This is a genomic window from Pseudomonas sp. IPO3774 (assembly GCF_013386835.1).
Classification (GTDB): Bacteria; Pseudomonadota; Gammaproteobacteria; order Pseudomonadales; family Pseudomonadaceae; genus Aquipseudomonas.
Genome location: NZ_JACAQY010000052.1, coordinates 12,644 through 33,924, shown reverse-complemented (window position 1 = coordinate 33,924; position 21,281 = coordinate 12,644). Strand labels below are relative to the sequence as shown.

General features: G+C 63.3%; 19 protein-coding genes. 6 read left to right on the top strand and 13 right to left on the bottom strand.

Annotation, left to right across the window (positions count from 1 at the left end):
- Nucleotides 1-15 precede the first annotated feature (15 nt).
- From HYE77_RS25035 to HYE77_RS24995, 9 genes are all read right to left on the bottom strand, one after another.
- A complete protein-coding gene (locus HYE77_RS25035) occupies nt 16-2,352 on the bottom strand; it encodes a bifunctional diguanylate cyclase/phosphodiesterase (protein WP_008438502.1) in 2,337 nt (778 codons plus the stop codon).
- A 201-nt stretch (nt 2,353-2,553) separates the two neighbouring features.
- Complete coding sequence (locus tag HYE77_RS25030) at nt 2,554-3,729, bottom strand: PotD/PotF family extracellular solute-binding protein (protein WP_177046389.1); 1,176 nt, start codon at nt 3,727-3,729, stop codon at nt 2,554-2,556.
- The gene (locus tag HYE77_RS25025; RefSeq protein ID WP_177008177.1) at nt 3,726-4,700 is read right to left on the bottom strand and encodes a GTP-binding protein; all 975 of its coding nucleotides are present in this window, start codon (nt 4,698-4,700) and stop codon (nt 3,726-3,728) included. The genes HYE77_RS25030 and HYE77_RS25025 overlap by 4 nt, the downstream gene beginning before the upstream one ends.
- A gap of 85 nt (nt 4,701-4,785) precedes the next feature.
- Nucleotides 4,786-5,079: a hypothetical protein gene (locus tag HYE77_RS25020; protein WP_177069698.1), complete on the bottom strand. Its 294-nt coding sequence runs from the start codon at nt 5,077-5,079 to the stop codon at nt 4,786-4,788.
- A 13-nt stretch (nt 5,080-5,092) separates the two neighbouring features.
- Nucleotides 5,093-5,842, bottom strand: a complete 750-nt coding sequence (locus HYE77_RS25015; RefSeq protein WP_008438505.1) for an SDR family NAD(P)-dependent oxidoreductase — start codon at nt 5,840-5,842, stop codon at nt 5,093-5,095.
- A 176-nt stretch (nt 5,843-6,018) separates the two neighbouring features.
- A complete protein-coding gene (locus HYE77_RS25010; RefSeq protein WP_003210402.1) occupies nt 6,019-6,780 on the bottom strand; it encodes an SDR family NAD(P)-dependent oxidoreductase in 762 nt (253 codons plus the stop codon).
- A gap of 12 nt (nt 6,781-6,792) precedes the next feature.
- Nucleotides 6,793-8,133: an MFS transporter gene (locus tag HYE77_RS25005; RefSeq protein WP_003210404.1), complete on the bottom strand. Its 1,341-nt coding sequence runs from the start codon at nt 8,131-8,133 to the stop codon at nt 6,793-6,795.
- A 42-nt stretch (nt 8,134-8,175) separates the two neighbouring features.
- Nucleotides 8,176-9,054: a polysaccharide deacetylase gene (locus tag HYE77_RS25000; protein WP_003210406.1), complete on the bottom strand. Its 879-nt coding sequence runs from the start codon at nt 9,052-9,054 to the stop codon at nt 8,176-8,178.
- A gap of 11 nt (nt 9,055-9,065) precedes the next feature.
- A complete protein-coding gene (locus HYE77_RS24995; protein WP_177069696.1) occupies nt 9,066-10,409 on the bottom strand; it encodes an amidase in 1,344 nt (447 codons plus the stop codon).
- Nucleotides 10,410-10,745: 336 nt separating this feature from the next.
- Here HYE77_RS24995 and HYE77_RS24990 point away from each other — a divergent pair, with 336 nt between their 5' ends.
- From HYE77_RS24990 to cmoB, 6 genes are all read left to right on the top strand, one after another.
- On the top strand, nt 10,746-11,735 hold the full coding sequence (locus HYE77_RS24990; RefSeq protein ID WP_177069694.1) for a GntR family transcriptional regulator: 990 nt from the start codon (nt 10,746-10,748) through the stop codon (nt 11,733-11,735).
- Nucleotides 11,736-11,957: 222 nt separating this feature from the next.
- A complete protein-coding gene (gene lon, locus HYE77_RS24985) occupies nt 11,958-14,378 on the top strand; it encodes an endopeptidase La (RefSeq protein ID WP_003210412.1) in 2,421 nt (806 codons plus the stop codon).
- Nucleotides 14,379-14,577: 199 nt separating this feature from the next.
- Nucleotides 14,578-14,970, top strand: coding sequence for a protease inhibitor I42 family protein (locus HYE77_RS24980; RefSeq protein WP_003210413.1), 393 nt, complete (start codon nt 14,578-14,580; stop codon nt 14,968-14,970).
- Between the two features lies 1 nt (nt 14,971).
- Entirely contained in the window at nt 14,972-15,616 is a 645-nt protein-coding gene (locus tag HYE77_RS24975) for a lysoplasmalogenase (protein WP_003210415.1), read from the top strand.
- A gap of 136 nt (nt 15,617-15,752) precedes the next feature.
- Nucleotides 15,753-16,496: a carboxy-S-adenosyl-L-methionine synthase CmoA gene (gene cmoA / locus HYE77_RS24970; RefSeq protein WP_093201534.1), complete on the top strand. Its 744-nt coding sequence runs from the start codon at nt 15,753-15,755 to the stop codon at nt 16,494-16,496.
- The gene (cmoB, locus tag HYE77_RS24965; protein ID WP_177069692.1) at nt 16,493-17,449 is read left to right on the top strand and encodes a tRNA 5-methoxyuridine(34)/uridine 5-oxyacetic acid(34) synthase CmoB; all 957 of its coding nucleotides are present in this window, start codon (nt 16,493-16,495) and stop codon (nt 17,447-17,449) included. Before cmoA ends, cmoB begins: the two co-directional genes overlap by 4 nt.
- Before the next feature lie 138 nt (nt 17,450-17,587).
- On the opposite strand, the gene tadA is transcribed toward cmoB, so the two are convergent.
- From tadA to recO, 4 genes are all read right to left on the bottom strand, one after another.
- Nucleotides 17,588-18,079, bottom strand: a complete 492-nt coding sequence (gene tadA, locus HYE77_RS24960) for a tRNA adenosine(34) deaminase TadA (protein ID WP_003210422.1) — start codon at nt 18,077-18,079, stop codon at nt 17,588-17,590.
- Nucleotides 18,079-19,458: a multicopper oxidase family protein gene (locus HYE77_RS24955; protein ID WP_177069690.1), complete on the bottom strand. Its 1,380-nt coding sequence runs from the start codon at nt 19,456-19,458 to the stop codon at nt 18,079-18,081. The genes tadA and HYE77_RS24955 overlap by 1 nt, the downstream gene beginning before the upstream one ends.
- Nucleotides 19,459-19,676: 218 nt before the next feature.
- Nucleotides 19,677-20,420, bottom strand: coding sequence for a pyridoxine 5'-phosphate synthase (gene pdxJ / locus HYE77_RS24950; RefSeq protein WP_003210427.1), 744 nt, complete (start codon nt 20,418-20,420; stop codon nt 19,677-19,679).
- Nucleotides 20,421-20,472: 52 nt separating this feature from the next.
- Nucleotides 20,473-21,162 (bottom strand): DNA repair protein RecO, encoded by a 690-nt coding sequence (gene recO, locus HYE77_RS24945; protein WP_003210428.1) that lies wholly within the window; start codon nt 21,160-21,162, stop codon nt 20,473-20,475.
- Nucleotides 21,163-21,281: the final 119 nt, after the last annotated feature.

The window sequence follows — 21,281 nt, the reverse complement described above, 5'->3', positions numbered from 1 at the left end:
GCAGCCACCGACGCCCTAGACCGGCACGCGCTCGCGGCGCATCCACATCTCAAACGCCATGGCATTCAACGGCCGGCTGATCAGATAGCCCTGGGCCGTGTCGCACTTCCAGAGCTTGAGCAGCTTGAGGCTGGGCTCGAACTCCACCCCTTCGGCCACCACCTTGAGCCCCAGGTTGTGGCTCATTTCGATGGTCGAGCGCACGATCACGCCGTCGCCGGAAGTGCTGTCGAGGTTGCGCACAAACGATTGGTCGATCTTCAATTCCTGCACCGGCAGGCGTTGCAGTTGCGCCAGGGATGAATAGCCGGTGCCGAAGTCATCCACCGACAGGCTGATGCCACAAGCGCGCAGTTGCTCCAGCACGCTGAGGGCCTGGGCCGGGTTGTGCATGATCGCGCTTTCGGTGATTTCGAAAATCAGTTGCCGGGCCGATACCCGGTAGTGCGCCAGCAACTCGGTCACCCGCGGGGCCAGGCCGTCATCGGCGAGGTCATCCACCGAGATGTTCACCGACAACTGCACCTCCAACCCGCGCACCGCCCACTCGGCCAGTTGGCGAATGGCTTCTTCGATCACCCACTGGGTCAGGCTACCCATGCTGCCGGTGCGCTCGGCCAGGGGAATGAACTCGGCCGGCGACACCAGGCCCAGGGTCGGGTGCTGCCAGCGCAACAGCGCTTCGGCCTGGCGCACATGGCCATGGTGCAGGTCGAGCTTGGGCTGGTAACACAGGTACAACTCGCCCTCCGTCGGCGCCCGGCGCAGGTCACGAATCAGGCTGATCTGGCGTTGATGGGCGAGGTCGCGGTCCTGCTGGTAGATCTGTAAGTAACCCGGGAACGCTGCCGCATCGTGGCGGGCAATCGCGGCGCGGCTGATCAGCTCTTCAACCTGCTGGCCGTCGGCCGGGTAGGCGGCGATGCCGATGCTCACTTCGTGGCGCAATTCATCGCCACCAATGCGCTGGGGTTCGGTGAGCAGCCCATACAAGCGGTCAGCCAGGGCCACCGCGCGGTCGATCGCAGTGTTTTCCAGCAGCAGCAAAAACTCGCTGCCGGTGATGCGCGCGGCGGTGTCGCTGGCCGACAGGCTCGACAGCAGGCAGCGGCTGGCTTCGCGGAGCATTTCTTCCACGCCTTCCGGGCCGTAGCCTTCGTTGATCACCCGGTAGTTTTCAATCCCCAGGTACAGCAACACCACCGGCCGGCCAGCGCTGATGGCGCTGCCCAGGCGCTCCATGGCCAGCGCGCGGTTAGGCAGGCCGGTGAGCGGGTCGTGCAAGGCGTTGTGGGCCAGTTGTCGCTCGCGTACCGCGATCCCGGTTTGCATGGCGTTGAAGGCCTGGGCCAGCAGGCCGAATTCATCGTGGCTGCGCACCTGTACCGGTGTGCGGTAGTCACCGGCCCCGATGCGTTCGGCCGCCTGCACCAACGCATTGAGTGGGCGTGAAACCCGCCGCGCCAGAAACAACGCACCCGCGAGCGACACCAGCAGCACCACCAGGGCGATCGCGAGAAATTGCCGGTCCAGCGGCGCGAAGGATTCAAGGGCGTGGTCCAGCGGGCTTTGCAGCAGCACCCGGACCTCGCCACCGTCTGCCGTGTTGCCCAACGGCAGCACCTGGCTGAGATAGCGCTGGCCGTGGAACAGGTTCAATTGCGCCACCGGAGTGATGTACGCGCCCTGCAGGTCGCTGGCAATCGACGCCTGCAGCGCCTCGGGCTGAGTACTGAACAATTCGCCGGGCTGACCATGCTGCGCGCTGATGAACGACACTTCCAGGTTGCTCATGGAGCGCAATTCACTGGCAAAGATTTCGTCCATCGGAAAGCCCATGGCGACACGGGCGATCGGCGCGGGGTCGACGACTTCCTGTTGCACCAGCAGGAAAGGCCGGCCATCCAGGGCCACGATCAACATTTGCAGGCCGCTGCGCCGGGCCTGGCGCAAGGCATCGTTATAGGGAAAGGCCTGGCCGGACGTCAGCGCCGGTAACGTGCTGACCATCACGCGGCCGTCGAGCCCCAGCACAAATACCTCGCTGGAACTCAGGCCGGTGCCATGCCGGCGCAGGGTCGCGAGAATCGCGTCGGGTTCGCCATCGGCGACAGCCTGGCGAAACGGCAGGTCCGCCGTCAGCCAGTTCAAGCCGTATTGCAGGCGCCGGCCACGCAGGTCGAGCAGGCGTTCGAACACCTGGCTGCCGGTTTCCAGCTGCACCTGGGCCTGGTTTTCCACGGCGCGATTGGTGGCGGTCTTCACCGCGAAATACACCGCCGCCACGACCACCAGCAACAGCAGCGCCAGCACCCCGGCAATCCGGGTTTGAAACGTATGGCGCCACCTCATTCTGTTGCCCTCTGGCAGCGCCTGCCCCCTCCAGCCGAAACGTCCCTTCGTCATACGCGTCCCTCGCGACAGCTGAACCGGCGTCAAATAAATATCCTTTTTACAGGGATATTTGAATTATCCAGATTAGCTGCGCAAGAGAAGAAGTGCACCCAATAAATACGGGAGTTTATATGTCATTAATTTGGCGACAGGCTGCCGTTACGACGTTCGCGCCCGCATGAAGTCCCCCCAACGCCGCACGAGATAGTTGTGCTCATCCATCACCGAGTTCCACACCGCGATATGCCCCATGCGCTGTTCATAGGAACCGCCGTCGCGCACGTCACCCACATCGATCAGCGGCAAGCCATCGCTGCCCAACAGCTCTTCCCGAGCGGGCAGCCCGGCGTACCAGTAGTCCCATTCGGCACTGCTCAGGTGATCACGGCTGCGAGCCGGATTGCCGATGTAATAACCCTGGCGCGCCATCACCGCACCCGGCCAGCCGGACAGCCACCAGTTGAGGTAGGCATAGGCCGCATCCAGCACCGGGCCCTTGGCATGGCGCGACAGCGACAACCCGCCGAACCAGGCGCGATAGCCTTCACGGGGCACCGCCAGGCGGTATTTGACCCCGGCCCGATGCAGGCGCATCAGGGTCGGTGACCACAGGCTCTGGATATCGATGCTCGGGCTGAGCATCAGTTGCGCGGCTTCCTCGTCATCGGACCAGAACGCCGCGAAGTGGCCTTCCTTCTGTTTACGCACCAGGATATCGGCCAGTACATCGATCTCTTCGATGCTCATGTTGCCGATGTCCTTGAAGCTCGCGAGGCCCGCGCCTTGCACGGCCAGCGCCGCGTCGAGGGCGCCGATGGCGGCGTCGCTCTGCAACGCAGTGCGTGCGCCCCAGGCCGGGTCCAGCAACCAACCCCAACTCTCGTTGGTGCGGTTGAACCCTTCGGGCAAGCGCTCGGGGCGGTAGGCGAAACTGTCGGCGTTGTGGGTCAGGGGCAGCATGCTGATGCGTTCGGTGACGGTGCTGCCGAGGCTGCCGTCGTGCTGCACGAAGAGGCGCTCGCTGGGCACACTGCCGCTGCCCAGACGGTCGTTGGCGGACAAGCGTCCGCGCTTGGGCAGGTCGTTGATCTCGTGCCACAGCGCAATGCGCCGGGTGTCGATCGGCTGGATCGCCCGCGCCGGCCACACGAAGTCGACGTTGTGAAACCACTGGTCGTAGAGGTCGTAGCTGTCAGGTTGCATCACCGCAATGCGCTGGGCCTGCTCGACATCATGCACCTGGTACACCAGGCGAATGCCCAGCTCTTTTTCCGCTCGCACACGCAAGGTTTCGAGCAAGGTCACCGAGGTGCCGAGGACGCGAAGCGTGATCATGCGGCGAACCTTCTGGAGAACACTTCAAAGGAGCGCCGCAGCAGAGCCGGGTCGAGCCCGCGCAGGATAAACACCAGGCGCGATTGCCGATCGGTCCCCGGCCAGGCAGGCAGGTGAACCGGGGCATGCAGGCAATGCTGCACGCCATGAATGACGATGGGAGCGTTACTGGCGTTCACGTTGAGCAGTCCTTTGACGCGAAGAATACGTTCGCCGTGGCATCTTAACAGCATCGATAACCAGACCCCGAAACCGACCCAATCCAGCGGCTGATCGAAGGTCAGGCAACAGACTTGCGCAGCGCCGTGGTTGGCGGCGGTGGTTTGATGGAGTTTCCAGCGGCGGACTTCTGCAGCGGGCTCGGCACTGCGCAGGCCTTCGCCAAGCAGCAGTTGTTCACCGCTGTCGATATCGCAGGTATTGAGGATCGGCGTACCGGCGTTCAGTGCCTGCAAGTGCAAGCGCAACGGGCCACAGTCTTCGACGAGGTCGGTCTTGCTCAACAGCAGGCGATCGGCAGCGGCCACTTGCGCCAGCCATTCCGGGTGCAGGCGCTCTTGCAGGGCGGCGTGGCTGGCGTCCACCAGCGTCACCACCAGGCCGATATGAAAGCGCCCGCGCAGTTGCACGTCGTTGTTCAAGGTGGCGAGGATTGGCGCCGGGTCGGCCAGGCCGGTAGTTTCCAGGATCACCCGCTTGAAGGGCGGAATCTCGCCCCGCTCACGACGCTGCAACAGGCCGAGCAAGGCGTCTTTCAACTCGCCGCGAATCGAACAGCACACGCAGCCGCTGGGCAGCAGTACGGTGTCGGGCGCGACTTCCTCCACCAGCAGGTGGTCGATGCCGACGTCGCCGAACTCATTGATCAGCAACGCTGTGTCGCCGAGGCTTTCACCTTGCAGCAGGCGCTTGAGCAAGGTGGTCTTGCCGCTGCCGAGGAAGCCGGTGATGACGTTTAGCGCGATGCTCATAGTTCTACCTCAATGATGCCCCTGCAGGAGTCCGGCTTGCCGGCGATGGCGATATCAAGGACGCCATCGCCGGCAAGCCGGGCTCCTACAGTTCCAGATGATCGAGCAGGCGCGGGTCCAACGGGTCCAGCGGTCGACCGAGCATGCTCTCTGCCGCCTGCCACAGTTGATCCAGGCCGCTGGCCAGTTCCTGTTTGCCGGTGGCGCCCAGCAGCAGATAGGACGCGCCCTGGAAGTCTTCGACCTTGAGCCGGAACACCGCCAGCACCTGGTTGATCGCCGCGATGCGGCGCAGGCGTTCGCGTCGGCGCGGCAATTCATCGCCCAAAGGGTCGCTCCAGTGCAGGTCTTCGCCCAGCAGGCCGCAAAGTCCGCACATGCTTAGTACCCGCTCATGGCATGACGTCGCCGGAGTTCGGGCCAAGGGTCTGGCCGACGAACAGATTGCCGCCCGGCTCGCTGGCCAGCAGCACGGCAGTCGGCGCGACTTCGTCCGCCAGGCCGAAACGACCCAGGGGCAACTCGGCGGCCTTGGCGCGTTTCCAGGTGTCGCTGATGCCGCCTACCAATGGCGTTTCGATGGGCCCGGGTGCGATGGCGTTGACCAGTACGTTGTCCTTGGCCACTTCCAGGGCCAGGGATTTAGTGAAGCCGATCACGCCGGCCTTGGCCGCCGCATAGTGCGTCAACTCGGCGCCGCCCTTGATCCCCAGTTGCGAGGCGACGTTGATGATCCGGCCCCAGCGCTGGGCGATCATGTGAGGCAAGGCGCGCTGGCTGGCGACGAACACGCTGGTGAGGTCGACGCGCAGCATGTCGTTCCACATGTCCAGGGTCAGGTCGACGCAACGGGCCTGGGTCAGCATGCCGGCGTTGTTGACCAGGATGTCGATGCCGCCGTAGTGGGTGACGCAGGCATCGACGCTGGCCTGGGCGCCGTCGACGGTGCCGACATCGGCCACGCACTCGAGGACTTCGGCGCCGAGGTTGCGGCAGGTGATGGCGGTTTCGGCGAGGGTGGCGGCATCGCGGTCGGCCAGCAACAGACGCGCGCCTTCGACGGCGTAGGCGCGGGCGATGGCGGCGCCGATGCCGCTGCCGGCGCCGGTGATCACGGCACGGCGGTTAGCGAGTTGGGGCATGGTGAACTCCTGAAATAATCAAACGGCGAACGCGGTCAAAAATGTGGGAGCGGCGGTGCGACGATTCGACTTGCTCGCGAATGCGGTGGATCAGTTCCACATGTATTGGCTGGCACTCCGCTTTCGCGAGCAAGCCCGCTCCCACATTTGGAGCGAGTCCGGCTTAAAACTGGGGGTTAGTCCGGCCAGCGCACGGTCAAGCCACCATCAATCACAATGCTCTGCCCGGTCAGGTAGCTCGACTCCTCACTGGTCAAAAACCGCACAAGGGACGCCACTTCATCCGCCCGCCCGACCCGGCCCAGCGGAATCGCCCGCGCCGCTTTCGCCAGCCCTTCCGGCCCGAGGGAGTTCTTCGCGTCCAGCGACTGCGGCGTCTCGATCAACCCCGGAATCACCGCGTTGCAACGAATCCCCAACGGCGCCAATTCCACCGCCAGCGACCGACACAACCCCGGCACGCCGGCCTTGGCCGCCGCATAGTGCGCGTGCTCCTGCCAGCCATACACACCACCGGCAATCGACGAAATCGCCACCAGCGCACCGCCTTCATGCATGTGCCGGGTTGCCGCCCGGAAGGTGCGCATCACCCCGGTCAGGTCGACGTTGAGCATCTCGTTCCACAGCTCGTCGGTCATCTCCAGCAGTGGCGCACGGCGTAACAAACCGGCGTTGGCCACCGCGTAATCGAGGCGACCGAAGTGCTGGACCGCCTGCGCCGCCAGGTTATCCACCGAGGTTGTATCGCCCACGTCCAGCGGCAACATCAGGCATTCACCGCCCGCCTCTTCCACCAGCGCAACCGTGTGATGCGGGTCATGGGGATCGGCCGGGTAATACCCACCCACCACCGCCACGCCGCTGCGGGCATACGCCACCGCGAGGGCCTGGCCGATGCCGCTGGCGGCACCGGTAATCAATGCAACTTTACGACTCATCGAATCAACTCCTTACTGGACGGTTTCCGGACGCACATGGCGCGCGGCAAACATCAACGCACCGGAGAGGAAGCACGGCACTGCGCCAAACCACAGCGCAGCGGTCTGCCAGTCACTCCCGGCCGACAACACCTGGGTCGCGCCGAACCCGGCAACCACCGCACCAATCGGCCCCATGGCATGGATAATCGCGCCACCGGTAGCCCGGATGCTGGTGGGAAAACTTTCACTGATGAAAAACAGCGCCGCCGAGTACGGCCCGATCAGGAAGAACAGGCCCAGGCTGTACAGCCCCACCACCATCGCCATGTTGCTCGGGCCAAACAGCATCCCGGCAAACGACAGCCCGCCGAGCATCCAGCCCAGGCCGATGACATTGCGCCGGCCGATCTTGTCGCCCATCCAGCCGTGGCTGAGGTAGCCGCAGTAGCCCACCAGGTTCGACAGCACGAGGATGATCAGCGAGTTCTCGAACGAGATGTGGTGCACGCTGACGATCACCGACGTACCCAGCACGCTGAACACCTGGATCGCCGCCCAGTTGAGCAGCAGCGCCGCACCGATCACCAGGGTTGCACGGCGGGCCGGGCCACGGAATGCGGCCTTGAGGCCGGCCTTGCTGTGTTCGTCATAGTCCACGCCGTAGGTCACGGCGACGTTTTGCGCTTCTTTCACCGCGCCGCTTTTACGTAGCTCGCTGATACGCTGGTGAATCTGGAACTGCGGGCTTTCCTTGAGCTTGCGCGCCATGACCGCGATGACAATCGCCGGGATCGCCGCAAACACGAAGCACCCCTGCCAGCCAATCACCGGCAGCAACAGCGCGGTCAAACCCGCCGCGATCAACGCGCCCACCGGCCAGCCGCCCTGCACCAGGCTGTAGATAAAGCCGCGACGCTTGGCCAGTTTCGGATCATCCGAAGCGGCGTACAGTTCGCTCAGGTAAGTCGCGTTGACGGTTTCCTCGGCATAACCCAGGCCGCCCAGCGAACGGATCAGGATCAGCGACGACTTGCCCCACGCACCACCAATGGCGGTGAGCGCCGAGCAGATCGCCGAACCGGCCACGGTGAAAATAATCCCTTTGCGCCGACCCAGTTTGTCCACGATCGGACCGATGGCCAGCGCGACCACGGCGGTGCCTACCGCCACCCATGTCGCAATCTCCGCTTGCTCCACTTCACCCCAATTAAAGTGCCGCCCGATTTCCGGCAGCAAGGTGCCGAAAAGGATGAAGTCATACACCGCAAACACCCAGGCGAAAAACGCGATCCAGGTGGCGAAACGCACCTCCTTGGGCGTCAGTTGCCGGGGTTTCCAGCCAGTCAGATCAAGCTTGTTGTAGATAGACATGAATCGCGCCTCGGGAGGTTGGCCAGGGTTTAGGTACGGGTGTCAGGTACGCGGTTGGCGGCGGATAAAGTCATCGGCGATTTCGTCGAAGGTGACGAAGCGCACGCCGGCATGGCTCTGGATGTGTTCGATCAGCCGCTCAAGCATCAGCAGCACTTGCGGGCGGCCGGACACGTCGGGGTGGATGGTCATGGTGAACACCGCGTGTTCGTGCTCGCGGTAGACCCAGTCGAACTGGTCGCGCCACATTTCTTCGAGGTGACGCGGGTTGACGAAGCCGTGGCTGTTGGGGGCTTTCTTGATGAACATCATCGGCGGCAGGTCGTCTAGGTACCAGTTGGCCGGGATCTCCACCAGGTCGGTTTCTTCGCCGCGCACCAGGGGTTTCATCCAGGTGTCGGGGTGCTGGCTGTAGTCGATCTTGGTCCAGGTGTCGCCCTTGCGCACGTAGTACGGGTGGAAGTCGTTGTGCATCAGGCTGTGGTCGTACTTGATGCCTTTTTTCAGCAGCAGTTCGTTGGTGACCTTGCTGAATTCCCACCATGGCGCGACGTAGCCGGTGGGGCGTTTGCCGGTAACCTGGGTGATCAGCTCGATGGACTTGTCGAGGACGATTTCTTCCTGCTCGGCCGTCATCGCAATCGGGTTTTCGTGGCTGTAGCCGTGCACACCGATTTCGTGACCGGCGTCGGCCACCGCCTTCATCTGCTCGGGGAAGGTTTCCATCGAGTGGCCGGGGATAAACCAGGTGGTGCGCAGGCCGTAGCGCTCGAACAATTTGAGCAGGCGTGGCGCACCGATTTCACCGGCGAACAGGCCGCGGGAAATGTCGTCCGGGGAATCTTCGCCGCCATAGGAACCGAGCCAGCCGGCGACCGCGTCGACGTCGACGCCAAATGCACAGAGGATGTCTTTAGCCATGATGTGTCTCCTTAAAAAGTGAGTGCGGTTTCTACCGACAGCGCGGCCCGAAGCAGGCGCGCGTCTTCGCCGCTGGGGGCGCTGAGCAGCAGGCCGGTGGGCAGGCCCAGGGCATCGCGGCCGCTGGGCAGGCTGACGCCGGGCATGTCCAGCAGGCTGCCGGGCATGGTCAGGCGCAGGGTGGCGAGGTTGGTGCTGACGAACAGTTCAAAGTCGGCTTCCAACGGCGCCAGGGCCGGGGCCACATGGGCCACGGTGGGGGTGATGAGGATCGCGCCGTCGAGTTCGTCGACAAGTTGCTGTTGCAGGCGGCGACGGGCTTCGTAGAGTGCCAGCAGTTGGCTGGCCGGCAGTGTGCGGGCCGCTTCAAGGCGACGGCGAACGCGGGGGTCGAGTTGCTCGGCATCAGGGCTGTCGAGCAGGGCTTCGTGGAGGGCGAAGGCTTCGAAGGCGCCGAGCCAGCCCTGGTGCTGGATCAGGTCGAGGGTGGCTTGGAAGGTCTTCGAGGGGCGCACATCAATCAGTGCGCCGTGCGCCTTCAATCGGTCCACGCAACATTGCAGGTTGTTGCGCACCGCCGGTTCAACCCGGGCGTCTTCCAGCACGCTTTGTTCGACCCAGAACCGCTGGCCGTTGAGGCTGCGGGCCGGGCGTGACTGACGCTGGTCGCGACCGTTGAGCAGGTCGTCGATGGCCAGCGCGTCGCGCACGCTGCGGGTCAGCGGGCCGAGGCTGTCGAGGGTGTGAGCCAGCGGGAAAACGCCGTCGCGGCTGTAGCGCCGGCAACTGCTGCGATAACCGACCACGCCATTCAGCGCAGCCGGAATACGGATGGAGCCGGCGGTGTCGGTACCCATGGCGATCGGCACTATGCCGGCTGCCACGGCGACCGCCGAGCCCGACGACGAGCCGCCGGGAATCCGCGGTTGATCGACGCTGGCCGGGTTGTGCGGCGTGCCGAAATGCGGGTTCAGGCCCAGGCCGGAATAGGCCAGCTCGCTGAGGTTGGTCTTGCCGACGCTGACCATTCCGGCGCGGCACAACAGGCCCACACTTGGTGCGTCCAGCAAGACAGCCGGCGCATTACGGCGATAGGCCGCGCCCGCCGTGGTAATGCTGCCGGCCACATCGAACAGATCTTTCCAGGCCAGTGGCACCCCGTCGAACACGCTCAACGGCTGGCCGGCACGCCAACGGGCGGCCGACGCTTCGGCCTCACGGCGAGCGCGCTCGGCGGTCAGGGAGATGAACACGCCGGGGGCCATGCTCGCATGGGCAATTGCCTGTTCCAGGACCTGCACCGGGTCGCTGCGACCGCTGGCGAAATCCTCGGCCATTGAAGTGGCGTCTGACATGGGAATGACCTTTGAAAAATGTACATATTAATAAAATGTACATCTTACAAAGGCAGCTTTCGTGCCAGTCTCGTGGACAGCTCGGTTGCCACACCTGACACTTTGGAGCAGATCCACGGGCTAGATGGGTTTCAGGCATTAAAAGAAATATCGGCTGGGGTTTAAGGCTAGCGTGGAATGAAATAATGTATCTTTTATTAATAAATACATTTTGGTGCAGAAAAGTAACATCAACCCTCTGAAGGCCCCAAAAAAGTGCCACCGACGTGGCGCAGAGTGACAGGCGCAACTATGAGAGAATCCCCGGCCACCGACCCGTTTGCTCCAGAGAGCCCGATGAAAGCAGTGTCAGCCTCGGCTTCCCGTTACGCGATGATTCACCAGGTTCTGCGCGACGCCATCACCCACGGCACCGCCCGCCATGGCCTGGTGTTGCTGGAAGCGCCGCTGGCCGAACTGTTCGGCACCAGCCGGGTGCCGGTGCGCAAGGCGCTGAACCTGTTGCATGACGAAGGACTGATCTGCCGCTTTGATGGCCGGGGTTACCTGATCAACCCCGACGGCCTGGACATGGAGCCGCTGCGCTTGCCCCTGAGCCATGCGCACCTGGGCCTCAACGGTGAAGATGAGTTGGTGGACACCCGGCCACTGGGGGAGCGCATCGTCGAGGAAATCGGCGCAGCGCTCTCGACCTGTATCGCCTTCGGGCATTATCGCCTCGATGAACAGGCCGCCGCCGAGCACTACAACGTCAGCCGCGCGGTGGTGCGTGAAGCGCTGATGCGCCTGCGGGACCGTGGCCTGGTGGAAAAGGAACCCTATTCCCAATGGCTGGCCGGGCCACTGACTGCCCGGGAAGTCACCGAAGACTACGAACTGCGCGCCTGCCTGGAGCCCGAAGCCCTGCGCCAGAGCGCGCCGAACCTCGACCGCGACCTGCTGCACGCCATGTTGCAGCGCGTGCTCGATGCGCAAAACAGCGCCCATTGCAGCCTGGAAGAGATCGAGCAGATCGAGGAAGACCTGCACCAGCACTGCCTCGCCGGCCTGCAAAATCGCAAGATCGCCGCGCTGATCCGCCAGGGGCAGAGCCCGATGATCATCAGCCGGATTTTCTACCGGCTGCTGGGCATCGGTGCCGATCCGGCGATGCTGGCCGAGCACCTGCTGATCCTTGAGCTGTTGCTGCATGGCGCCTTCGACGCCGCCGCCCTGAACCTGCGCGAGCACCTGCAACGGGCCCGGCAGCGGATGTTGCAGCGCTTGAAAGTGCTGTCGGTGCTGCCTGAACAACCTTTACCGGCCTACCTGCACAAACTCAGCTGACGAAATACAATCGAAAATGTGGGAGCGGGCTTGCTCGCGAAGGCGGCGCATCAGTCACAGCTGCATTGACTGACAGACCGCCTTCGCGAGCAAGCCCGCTCCCACATTTGTTCAGCGGTGCTTTTGAAAATATTGTGCAATATGTTGCTATCTCACCCCCCCCATTGAAACCACTGCCGACCCGCCCCATCTAACTTGCATACTTCCCTATGCAGGTGCCCCATGAGCGACCAGCAAGAATTCCCGGACATCGACCTCAACGACTACGCCGACCCGGAAAACGCTGAACACACTTCCGCAAACACTGGCTTGGCCCTCCCAGGGCAAAACCTGCCCGACAAGGTCTACATCATCCCGATCCACAACCGGCCTTTCTTCCCGGCGCAAGTGTTGCCGGTGATCGTCAATGAAGAGCCGTGGGCCGAAACCCTGGAGCTGGTGAGCAAGTCCGACCACCACTCCCTTGCCCTGTTCTTCATGGAAACCCCGCCCGAAGATCCGCGCCACTTCGACACCTCCAGCCTGCCGCTGTACGGCACCCTGGTGAAGGTGCACCACGCCAGCCGCGAAAACGGCAAGCTGCAATTCGTCGCCCAGGGCCTGACCCGCGTGCGGATCAAGACCTGGCTCAAGCACCACCGCCCACCGTACCTGGTGGAAGTCGAATACCCGCACCAGCCGACCCAGCCGACCGACGAGGTCAAGGCCTACGGCATGGCGCTGATCAATGCGATCAAGGAACTGCTGCCGCTCAACCCGCTGTACAGCGAAGAACTGAAGAACTACCTCAACCGCTTCAGCCCCAACGACCCGTCGCCGCTGACCGACTTCGCCGCCGCCCTCACCTCGGCCACCGGCACTGAACTGCAGCAAGTGCTGGACTGCGTGCCCATGCTCAAGCGCATGGAAAAAGTCCTGCCGATGCTGCGCAAGGAAGTCGAAGTCGCGCGCCTGCAAAAAGAAATCTCCGCCGAAGTGAACCGCAAGATCGGCGAACACCAGCGCGAGTTCTTCCTCAAGGAACAACTCAAGGTCATCCAGCAAGAGCTGGGGCTGACCAAGGACGATCGCAGCGCCGACGTCGAGCAATTCGAACAGCGCCTGGTGGACAAGGTCCTGCCGACCCAGGCGCAGAAACGCATCAGCGAAGAAATGAACAAGCTGTCGATCCTGGAAACCGGTTCGCCGGAGTACGCGGTCACCCGCAACTACCTGGACTGGGCCACCTCGGTGCCGTGGGGCGTGTATGGCGAGGACAAACTCGACCTCAAGCACGCTCGCAAGGTACTCGACAAACACCACGCCGGCCTGGATGACATCAAGAGTCGCATCCTCGAGTTCCTCGCCGTGGGCGCCTATAAGGGCGAAGTCGCCGGCTCCATCGTGTTGCTGGTGGGCCCGCCAGGCGTGGGCAAGACCAGTGTCGGCAAATCGATTGCCGAATCCCTCGGCCGGCCGTTCTACCGCTTCAGCGTCGGCGGCATGCGTGACGAGGCCGAGATCAAGGGGCATCGCCGCACCTACATCGGTGCGATGCCGGGCAAGTTGGTGCAAGCCCTCAAAGATGTGGAAGTGATGAACCCGGTGATCATGCTCGACGAGATCGACAAGATGGGCCAGAGCTACCAGGGCGACCCGGCCTCGGCCCTGCTCGAAACCCTCGACCCGGAACAGAACGTCGAATTCCTCGACCACTACCTGGACCTGCGCCTGGACCTGTCCAAAGTGCTGTTCGTGTGCACCGCCAACACCCTGGATTCGATCCCCGGCCCGTTGCTGGACCGGATGGAAGTGATTCGCCTGTCGGGCTACATCACCGAAGAAAAGGTCGCGATTGCCAAGCGTCACCTGTGGCCCAAGCAGCTGGAAAAAGCCGGCGTGTCGAAAAACAGCCTGTCCATCAGCGACGGCGCCCTGCGCGCCCTGATCGATGGTTACGCTCGCGAAGCCGGGGTGCGTCAGTTGGAGAAACAGCTGGGCAAACTGGTGCGCAAGGCGGTGGTCAAGCTGCTGGATGAGCCGGACTCGGTGATCAAGATCGGCAACAAGGACCTGGAAGCCTCCCTGGGCATGCCGGTGTTCCGTAACGAGCAAGTGCTGTCGGGCACCGGTGTGATCACCGGCCTGGCCTGGACCAGCATGGGCGGCGCGACCCTGCCGATCGAGGCGACGCGCATCCACACGCTGAACCGTGGCTTCAAGCTCACCGGGCAACTGGGTGAAGTGATGAAGGAATCGGCCGAGATTGCCTACAGCTACATCAGCTCGAACCTGAAGTCGTTTGGCGGTGACCCGAAGTTCTTCGATGAAGCCTTCGTGCACCTGCACGTGCCGGAAGGCGCCACACCGAAAGACGGCCCGAGCGCGGGCGTGACCATGGCCAGTGCGCTGCTGTCGCTGGCGCGTAACCAGCCGCCGAAAAAAGGCGTGGCGATGACCGGTGAACTGACGCTGACCGGGCATGTGCTGCCGATTGGCGGGGTGCGCGAGAAGGTGATTGCGGCGCGGCGCCAGAAGATTCACGAGTTGATCTTGCCGGAGCCTAACCGGGGGAGCTTTGAAGAGCTGCCGGAGTACCTGAAGGAGGGGATGACGGTGCACTTTGCCAAGCGCTTTGCGGATGTGGCGAAGGTGTTGTTCTGATAGTTATGTAGCGCCTGAGCTGGCCTCTTCGCGAGCAAGCCCGCTCCCACACTTGACCGAGTCCATGCTTTGGAATGCGGTCGAATGTGGGAGCGGGCTTGCTCGCGAAGAGGCCGGTGCAGCCAACACAACGCCATCTGTCACACCTTGTCTCATCTTCGGTTATGCTCGCCCTTCGTCGCCAAACAACGGAGCCCCCATGACCGCTGCCCGTCTGCTTCTCCCCCTGAGCCTTTGCCTGCTCGCCGCCTGCGCCAGTGCGCCGAAGCAAAACGTCACCGTGGAAAAACAGAGCGCCTGCCCGCTGCAACTCAAGACCGGGCAAAACCTGATCCTGACCCTGCCCAGCAATCCCACCACCGGTTACCGCTGGGCCATCCAGGACTCGGCCGGCGGCGTGCTGCGCAGCCTGAGCCCCGAGGTCTACAGCAACACCGACGACACCGGCGTGGTCGGCAGTGGCGGCCAATCCACCTGGCGCTTCCAGGCCTTCAACGCCGGCCAGGGCCGTTTGCGCCTCACCTCACAACAACCCTGGGAGCCGGAAGCTGAACCGGCCGAAACCTTCGACTGCGCCATTACGGTGAACTGATATGCCATGGATGATCCTTGCGTTGATGGGGGCGGTAACCTTTATCTACGGCCTGAGCACCCACGCCACCCTGCTCTGCCTGTTGGTAAAGCCATTGCCGGTACTGGCGCTGCTGGGCTGGCTGCATGATGCGCCGCCCACCGACTATCGACGCTGGATCAGCCTGGGGCTGATTTTTTCCCTGGTGGGCGATGTGCTGCTGGCCTGGCCCGGCGACCTGTTCATCTTCGGCCTCGGTGCGTTTTTGTTCGCACACCTGGCGTACCTGAAAGCCTACTTGAGCGACTGCCGCCGCCCGGCGATTTTGCCGCTGGTACTGGCGCTGGTGGTGGGCGCGATCTTGCTGAGCATTCTGATTTCCCATGGCCTGGGCCCATTGCTGGTGCCGGTGGTGGTGTATGCGCTGGTGATCAGCGCGATGCTGTGGCGAGCGCTTGCGCGGTTGGGCAGCGGCGTGCCCAAGCGCTCGGCATACCTGGCGGCCGCAGGTGCGGCGTCGTTCGTGTTTTCCGACACGCTGATCGGGATCAATCGGTTTGTGGTGGCGTTTGAAGCGGCGCCGTATTTGCTGATTGTCAGCTACTGGCTGGGGCAGTGGGGCATTACGGCCTCTTCCTTTCCTCAGAAAAAAACCGTCAACCTGTAGGAGCTGGCTTGCCAGCGAAAAAACCCACAGTTGCCGCGTTCATCCAGAAAGTACGCGTCATCGTTAACGAACATCGCCGGCAAGCCAGCTCCTACGCTAAAATGCCCGGCTTTCCCCCTTCGTCGCCGGAACAGCCGTGAGCAAAGAACCCGATCGCCTATTCGCCCAGCCCCTGCCCCAGGTGCCGGACTTCGCCTTCAACGAAGACGTGGTGCGGGTTTTCCCGGACATGATCAAGCGCTCGGTGCCCGGCTACCCGACCATCGTCGAGAACCTCGGCGTACTCGCGGCGCAGTTTGCCCAGCCCAATAGTGTGCTCTACGACCTCGGTTCATCCCTCGGCGCGGTGACCCAGGCCCTGCGCCGTCACGTGCGCACCGACGGTTGCCGGGTGATCGCGGTGGATAACTCGGCGGCGATGGTCGAGCGTTGCCGCGAATACCTCAACGGCCAGGACTCGATGTTCCAGGAGTTGCTGCCGGTGGAGGTGATCGAGGGCGATATCCTCGCCCTGCAATTCCAGCCGGCTTCGGTAGTGGCGCTGAACTTCACCCTGCAATTCATCGCCCCCGAACAACGCCTTGCCTTGCTCTCGCGCATTCGCCAGTCGCTGCTACCGGGCGGCGCGCTGATCCTTTCGGAAAAGCTGCGCTTCAATGATCCGGAAGAACATGCGCTGCTCACCGATTTGCACATCGCCTTCAAGCGTGCCAACGGCTACAGCGAACTGGAAATCGCCCAGAAGCGCAGCGCCATCGAAAACGTCATGAAGCCCGACAGCCTCGAAGAACACCGCGAACGCCTGCTGGCGGCCGGGTTCTCGAAAGTCGTGCCGTGGTTCCAGTGTCTTAACTTTGCTTCGTTGATTGCCTTGCCATGATTGATCTGTCTCCCCTCGCCCGCCATCTGGTCGGCACTCCCCTGGCCGTCTGGGCCCAGGGCCTGCAAGCGCAACTCGATGCAAAGATGGAAAAAGGCCATGGCGACCTGGAACGCTGGCAGAGCGCGCTGGATGCGCTGCCGAAGATCATGCCCAGTGAAATCGACCTGCTGAATGGCCTGGTGCTGGATACTGACTGCGACGACGGCACCCGTGCGCAAATGCGTACTGCGCTGATGGGCCTTTGCCCGTGGCGCAAGGGGCCGTTCGATCTGTTCGGCGTGCACGTGGACACCGAATGGCGCTCGGACTGGAAGTGGTCACGGGTCGCGCCGCACCTGGACCTCAAGGGCAAACGGATCCTCGATGTGGGCTGCGGCAACGGCTATTACATGTGGCGCATGCTCGGCGCCGGCGCCGACAGTGTGATTGGCGTCGACCCGAACTGGTTGTTCTTCTGCCAGTTCCAGGCGGTGCAGCGTTATCTGCCGACGCCCAAGGCCTGGCACCTGCCGTTCCCGTTTGAAGACCTGCCGTCGAACATGGAAGGCTTCGACACGGTATTTTCCATGGGCGTGTTCTACCATCGCCGCTCGCCCATCGAGCATTTGCTGGCGCTAAAGGATTGCCTGGTCAAGGGTGGGGAGCTGGTGCTGGAGACGCTGGTGGTTGAAGGCGATCAGCAGCAAGTGCTGGTGCCGGAAGACCGCTACGCGCAGATGCGCAACGTCTGGTTCCTGCCGTCGGTGCCGGCGCTGATGCTGTGGCTGCGACGTGCGGGCTTCAGTGAGGTGCGCTGTGTGGACGTGAGCGTGACCACGGTCGAGGAACAGCGCGGTACGGAGTGGATGAAGTATCAGTCCCTCAGCGACTTCCTGGACCCTGAAGATCACAGCAAGACCATCGAAGGGCTGCCGGCGCCGATGCGGGCGGTGATTGTCGCGAAGAAATAAGACTGCTGTTGTGTTGAAGAAATAAGACTGCTGTTGTGGCGAGGGAGCTTGCTCCCGTTGGAGTGCGCAGCGCTCCCCAGATTTTGGGGCCGCTACGCAGCCCAGCGGGAGCAAGCTCCCTCGCCACAGGGTATCGCGTCAGCCTTTGGCTCTTCGCGCCTTGAAGAACTCGCTCAACACCGTCCCGCACTCCTCGGCCAACACCCCGCCTTCATACAGCACCCGATGGTTGAGAAAGCCCTGGGTAAAAAACTGCCCCTGGCTTTGTACGATCCCGGCTTTGGGCTCCAGCGCGCCGTACACCACCCGGGCAATCCGTGAATGCACGATCAGCCCGGCGCACATGCTGCACGGCTCCAGCGTGACGTAGAGCGTACTGCCCGGCAGTCGATAATTACTGACAGCCTGAGCAGCGGCCCGAATCGCGACCATCTCGGCATGCGCACTGGGGTCGTTGCCGCTGATGGGGCAGTTGAAGCCGCGCCCGATCACTTCGCCATCCTGCACCAGCACCGCGCCCACCGGCACTTCGCCCAGCGCGGCCCCCTGGGCAGCCAGGGCCAGCGCTTCACGCATGAAGTCCTGGTCGCGGCTGCGGTCGATAATCGCCGTGGGGCGAAACTGGCGCATCACGCCACCTCGATGGCGGCCATCAGGCCGGTTTCCATGTGGTCGATCACATGGCAGTGGAACATCCAGACACCCGGGTTATCCGCCACCAGCGCCACGCGGGCACGCTCGTTCTTGCCCAGCAGGTAGGTGTCGGTGAAGTACGGAATCACCTTGTGGCGGTTCGAGGCGATGACCTTGAAACTCATGCCGTGCAGGTGGATCGGGTGTTGGTACTGGGTCATGTTCTTCAATTCGAAAATGTAGCTCTTGCCCTTTGCAAGCTTGGCAATCGGGCGGTCGGCGCAGGTCTTGTCGGTGATGTCCCAGGCCTGGCCGTTGATCTGCCACAGGCTCGGTGGCTTATTGTCCACGTTCACCGAGACCGATCCAACCCATTCGAAATTGAAGTTGAGTTTCTCGGCATTGGCCAGGTCCGGCTCGGCAATCGGGTTCGCCGGCAACGCAGGCGGCCATTCGGTCGCCCTGTCGGTGCTGGCCACCGAGCGGAAGGTGCCCAGGCGTACCGGGCCGTTGCGGATCGACAATTCTTCACCGGCGGGCGGCGCCTTGATCGCCAGGCAGATGCGCATGCCAGGGCCGAGCCAGTATTCCTTGCCCAGCGGGCGCGGTTCGATGGGGTTGCCGTCCAGGGCATAGATCTGCGCTTCAACGTCGGGGATGTTGATGCGATAGGTCAGGGTGTTATCGAGATTGAGCAGGCGCACACGGGTGATCTGCCCGGCCGGCAAATCGATCACCGCCTGGGACACGCCATTGATGGTCGACAGGCGTCCGGCGGTGCCGCCCCGGGCCGCTTCGCGGGGAATGCTGAAGGCGACAAAGGCGCCCTCTTCGTCCACGTGCCAGCTTTTCAGGCTCAGGGTGCGTTCGTGCTTGAAACCGGTGGGTTCGCGCTCCTCGATGATCAGCGGGCCCACCAGGCCACGGCCCAGTTCTTCGCTGCTGTTCACGTGGGGGTGATACCAATAGCTGCCGGCATCGGGCACGCGGAATTTGTAGTCGAAGTATTCGCCCGGCAGTACCGGCAATTGCGAGACATACGGCACGCCGTCCATTTCCAGCGGCAGGCGTATGCCATGCCAGTGGATGGTGGTGGCGACCGGCAGGTGGTTGATAAAGCGTACCCGCAGCCATTCACCCTGGCGCACTCGCAACTCGGTGCCCGGCGCCGAAGGGCCGAAGGCCCAGGCCTGGGTCTTGTGCCCCGGCACCAGCTCCACGTCCAGCGGCGCGGCGATCAGCTCGTAATCGTGCCCCGCCTCGGCCTCGGCCACCTTCCCGAGCCAGTAGCGATAGGCGCCACCGGCACCGACGCCCACCACCGCGAGACCGGCAAGACCACCCAGGATTTGTCGACGGGAAAACGATTGGGACACAACAACCTCACGTATCTGCCGCGGGTCCGAGACCCGCAAAGGGCAGATACCATACACCGGCATCACCTAAACAGTAAGGGTTCGCATTGCCACATGTGGGAGCGGGCTTGTGTGGGAGCGGGCTTGCTCGCGAAGGCGGTGGGTCTGTTACTCATGCATCGCCTGACACGCCGCCTTCGCGAGCAAGCCCGCTCCCACATTGGATCTTCAGCGCTCTTTTAATGTTTGGCGGCGGCCAGAATCAAGGCTTTCATCTCGGCGACGGCGCCTTTGAAGCCGACGAACAGCGCATGAGCCACCAGTGCATGGCCGATGTTCAGCTCGTTGATGCCCTTGATCGCAGCCACGGCTTCGACGTTATGGTAGTGCAGGCCGTGGCCGGCGTTGACGATCAGGCCTTCGCCCAGGCCGCAGTTGACGCCGTCGATGATGCGCTGCAATTCGTCGGCAACTTCGGTCGGCGTGGTCGCGTCGGCATAACGGCCGGTGTGCAGTTCGATGGCCGGGGCACCGACACGGCGCGAAGCTTCGATCTGGCGCTCATCGGCATCAATGAACAGCGAGACTTCACTGCCGATCTTCGACAGGCGCTCCACGGCAGCCTTGATCCGCGCTTCCTGGCCAGCCACATCGAGGCCGCCTTCGGTGGTCAGTTCCTGGCGGGTTTCCGGCACCAGGCAGATATGCGCCGGGCGAATGCGCTCGGCGAACGCCATCATTTCCTCGGTGACGCCCATTTCGAAGTTCATGCGGGTTTGCAGCACGTCCTTGAGCAGCAGCACGTCGCGCTCCTGGATGTGGCGCCGGTCTTCGCGCAGGTGCACGGTGATGCCGTCGGCGCCCGCTTCTTCGGCGTCCAGCGCGGCCTTGACCGGGTCCGGGTAACGGGTGCCCCGGGCCTGGCGCAGGGTGGCTACGTGGTCGATGTTCACGCCGAGAAGAATGCGATTGCTGGTGGTCACGAAAAGCGCTCCTGAAGAGGGAAGGAATCGCTGCACAGCATACACGGGGATGTCAGGGCTTTCGAAACAACTCGCGGCTGACCAGTGGCCGACCGCCCAGATGCACGGCCAAGGCTTGGCGCATCAGGCGCTTGGCGGCGGAGAGGGCGCCGGGGGCGGTCCAGTCGGCTTCGCTCATGGCGAGCAATTCGGTGCCCTGGAACAGGCCGGGTTGCAGCAGGTAGACCCGCTCCAGGCCTGCGTCCACTTGCAGGCGATACATGCCGTCGGCGGCGATGGGCTCGCCGTGCAGGTCGTTGCTCAGTTCAAAGCCGTAGCCCAAGTCATCCAGCAGGCGCCATTCGAATGCGCGCAGCAGCGGCTCCAGGGGACGGCCTTCGGCGAGGGCGAGCAAGGTGGCGGCATAATGATCGAAGACGCCGGGGTGCGGGTCTTCGGCGGGGAGCAGGCGGATCAGCAATTCGTTGAGGTAGAGGCCGCTGAACAGCGCCTCACCGTTGAGCCAGTTGGAGGCGCCGGCAGCTTCCATGCGGCCGACGTTCTTCAGCTCGCCGCGTCCACGAAACTCCACTTCCAGGGCCACGAAGGGCCGCGCCAGGGTGCCGGCCTTGCCGCGTGCACTGCGCAAGACCGCGCGCAGGCGGCCTTGGGGCGTGAGGAAGTCCACCAGGGCGCTGGTCTCGCGGTAGGCGCGGCTGTGCAAGACGTAGGCGGGTTGGCCGGTGGGTGGGGTTTGAGACATGGGGTTCTCGCTGCGGGAACACGGTCTGGAAAACAACGACTATCCAATGTGGGAGCGGGCTTGCTCGCGAATGCAGGGTGTCAGTCAACACATCTGGTGACTGACACCCTGCATTCGCG

Bases quoted from the DNA above. Each gene is read 5' to 3' on its own strand.
- HYE77_RS25035 (WP_008438502.1), bottom strand. From the start codon at position 2,352: ATGAGGTGGCGCCATACGTTTCAAACCCGGATTGCCGGGGTGCTGGCG.
- HYE77_RS25030 (WP_177046389.1), bottom strand. From the start codon at position 3,729: ATGATCACGCTTCGCGTCCTCGGCACCTCGGTGACCTTGCTCGAAACC.
- HYE77_RS25025 (WP_177008177.1), bottom strand. From the start codon at position 4,700: ATGAGCATCGCGCTAAACGTCATCACCGGCTTCCTCGGCAGCGGCAAG.
- HYE77_RS25020 (WP_177069698.1), bottom strand. From the start codon at position 5,079: ATGTGCGGACTTTGCGGCCTGCTGGGCGAAGACCTGCACTGGAGCGAC.
- HYE77_RS25015 (WP_008438505.1), bottom strand. From the start codon at position 5,842: ATGCCCCAACTCGCTAACCGCCGTGCCGTGATCACCGGCGCCGGCAGC.
- HYE77_RS25010 (WP_003210402.1), bottom strand. From the start codon at position 6,780: ATGAGTCGTAAAGTTGCATTGATTACCGGTGCCGCCAGCGGCATCGGC.
- HYE77_RS25005 (WP_003210404.1), bottom strand. From the start codon at position 8,133: ATGTCTATCTACAACAAGCTTGATCTGACTGGCTGGAAACCCCGGCAA.
- HYE77_RS25000 (WP_003210406.1), bottom strand. From the start codon at position 9,054: ATGGCTAAAGACATCCTCTGTGCATTTGGCGTCGACGTCGACGCGGTC.
- HYE77_RS24995 (WP_177069696.1), bottom strand. From the start codon at position 10,409: ATGTCAGACGCCACTTCAATGGCCGAGGATTTCGCCAGCGGTCGCAGC.
- HYE77_RS24990 (WP_177069694.1), top strand. From the start codon at position 10,746: ATGAAAGCAGTGTCAGCCTCGGCTTCCCGTTACGCGATGATTCACCAG.
- lon (WP_003210412.1), top strand. From the start codon at position 11,958: ATGAGCGACCAGCAAGAATTCCCGGACATCGACCTCAACGACTACGCC.
- HYE77_RS24980 (WP_003210413.1), top strand. From the start codon at position 14,578: ATGACCGCTGCCCGTCTGCTTCTCCCCCTGAGCCTTTGCCTGCTCGCC.
- HYE77_RS24975 (WP_003210415.1), top strand. From the start codon at position 14,972: ATGCCATGGATGATCCTTGCGTTGATGGGGGCGGTAACCTTTATCTAC.
- cmoB (WP_177069692.1), top strand. From the start codon at position 16,493: ATGATTGATCTGTCTCCCCTCGCCCGCCATCTGGTCGGCACTCCCCTG.
- tadA (WP_003210422.1), bottom strand. From the start codon at position 18,079: ATGCGCCAGTTTCGCCCCACGGCGATTATCGACCGCAGCCGCGACCAG.
- recO (WP_003210428.1), bottom strand. From the start codon at position 21,162: ATGTCTCAAACCCCACCCACCGGCCAACCCGCCTACGTCTTGCACAGC.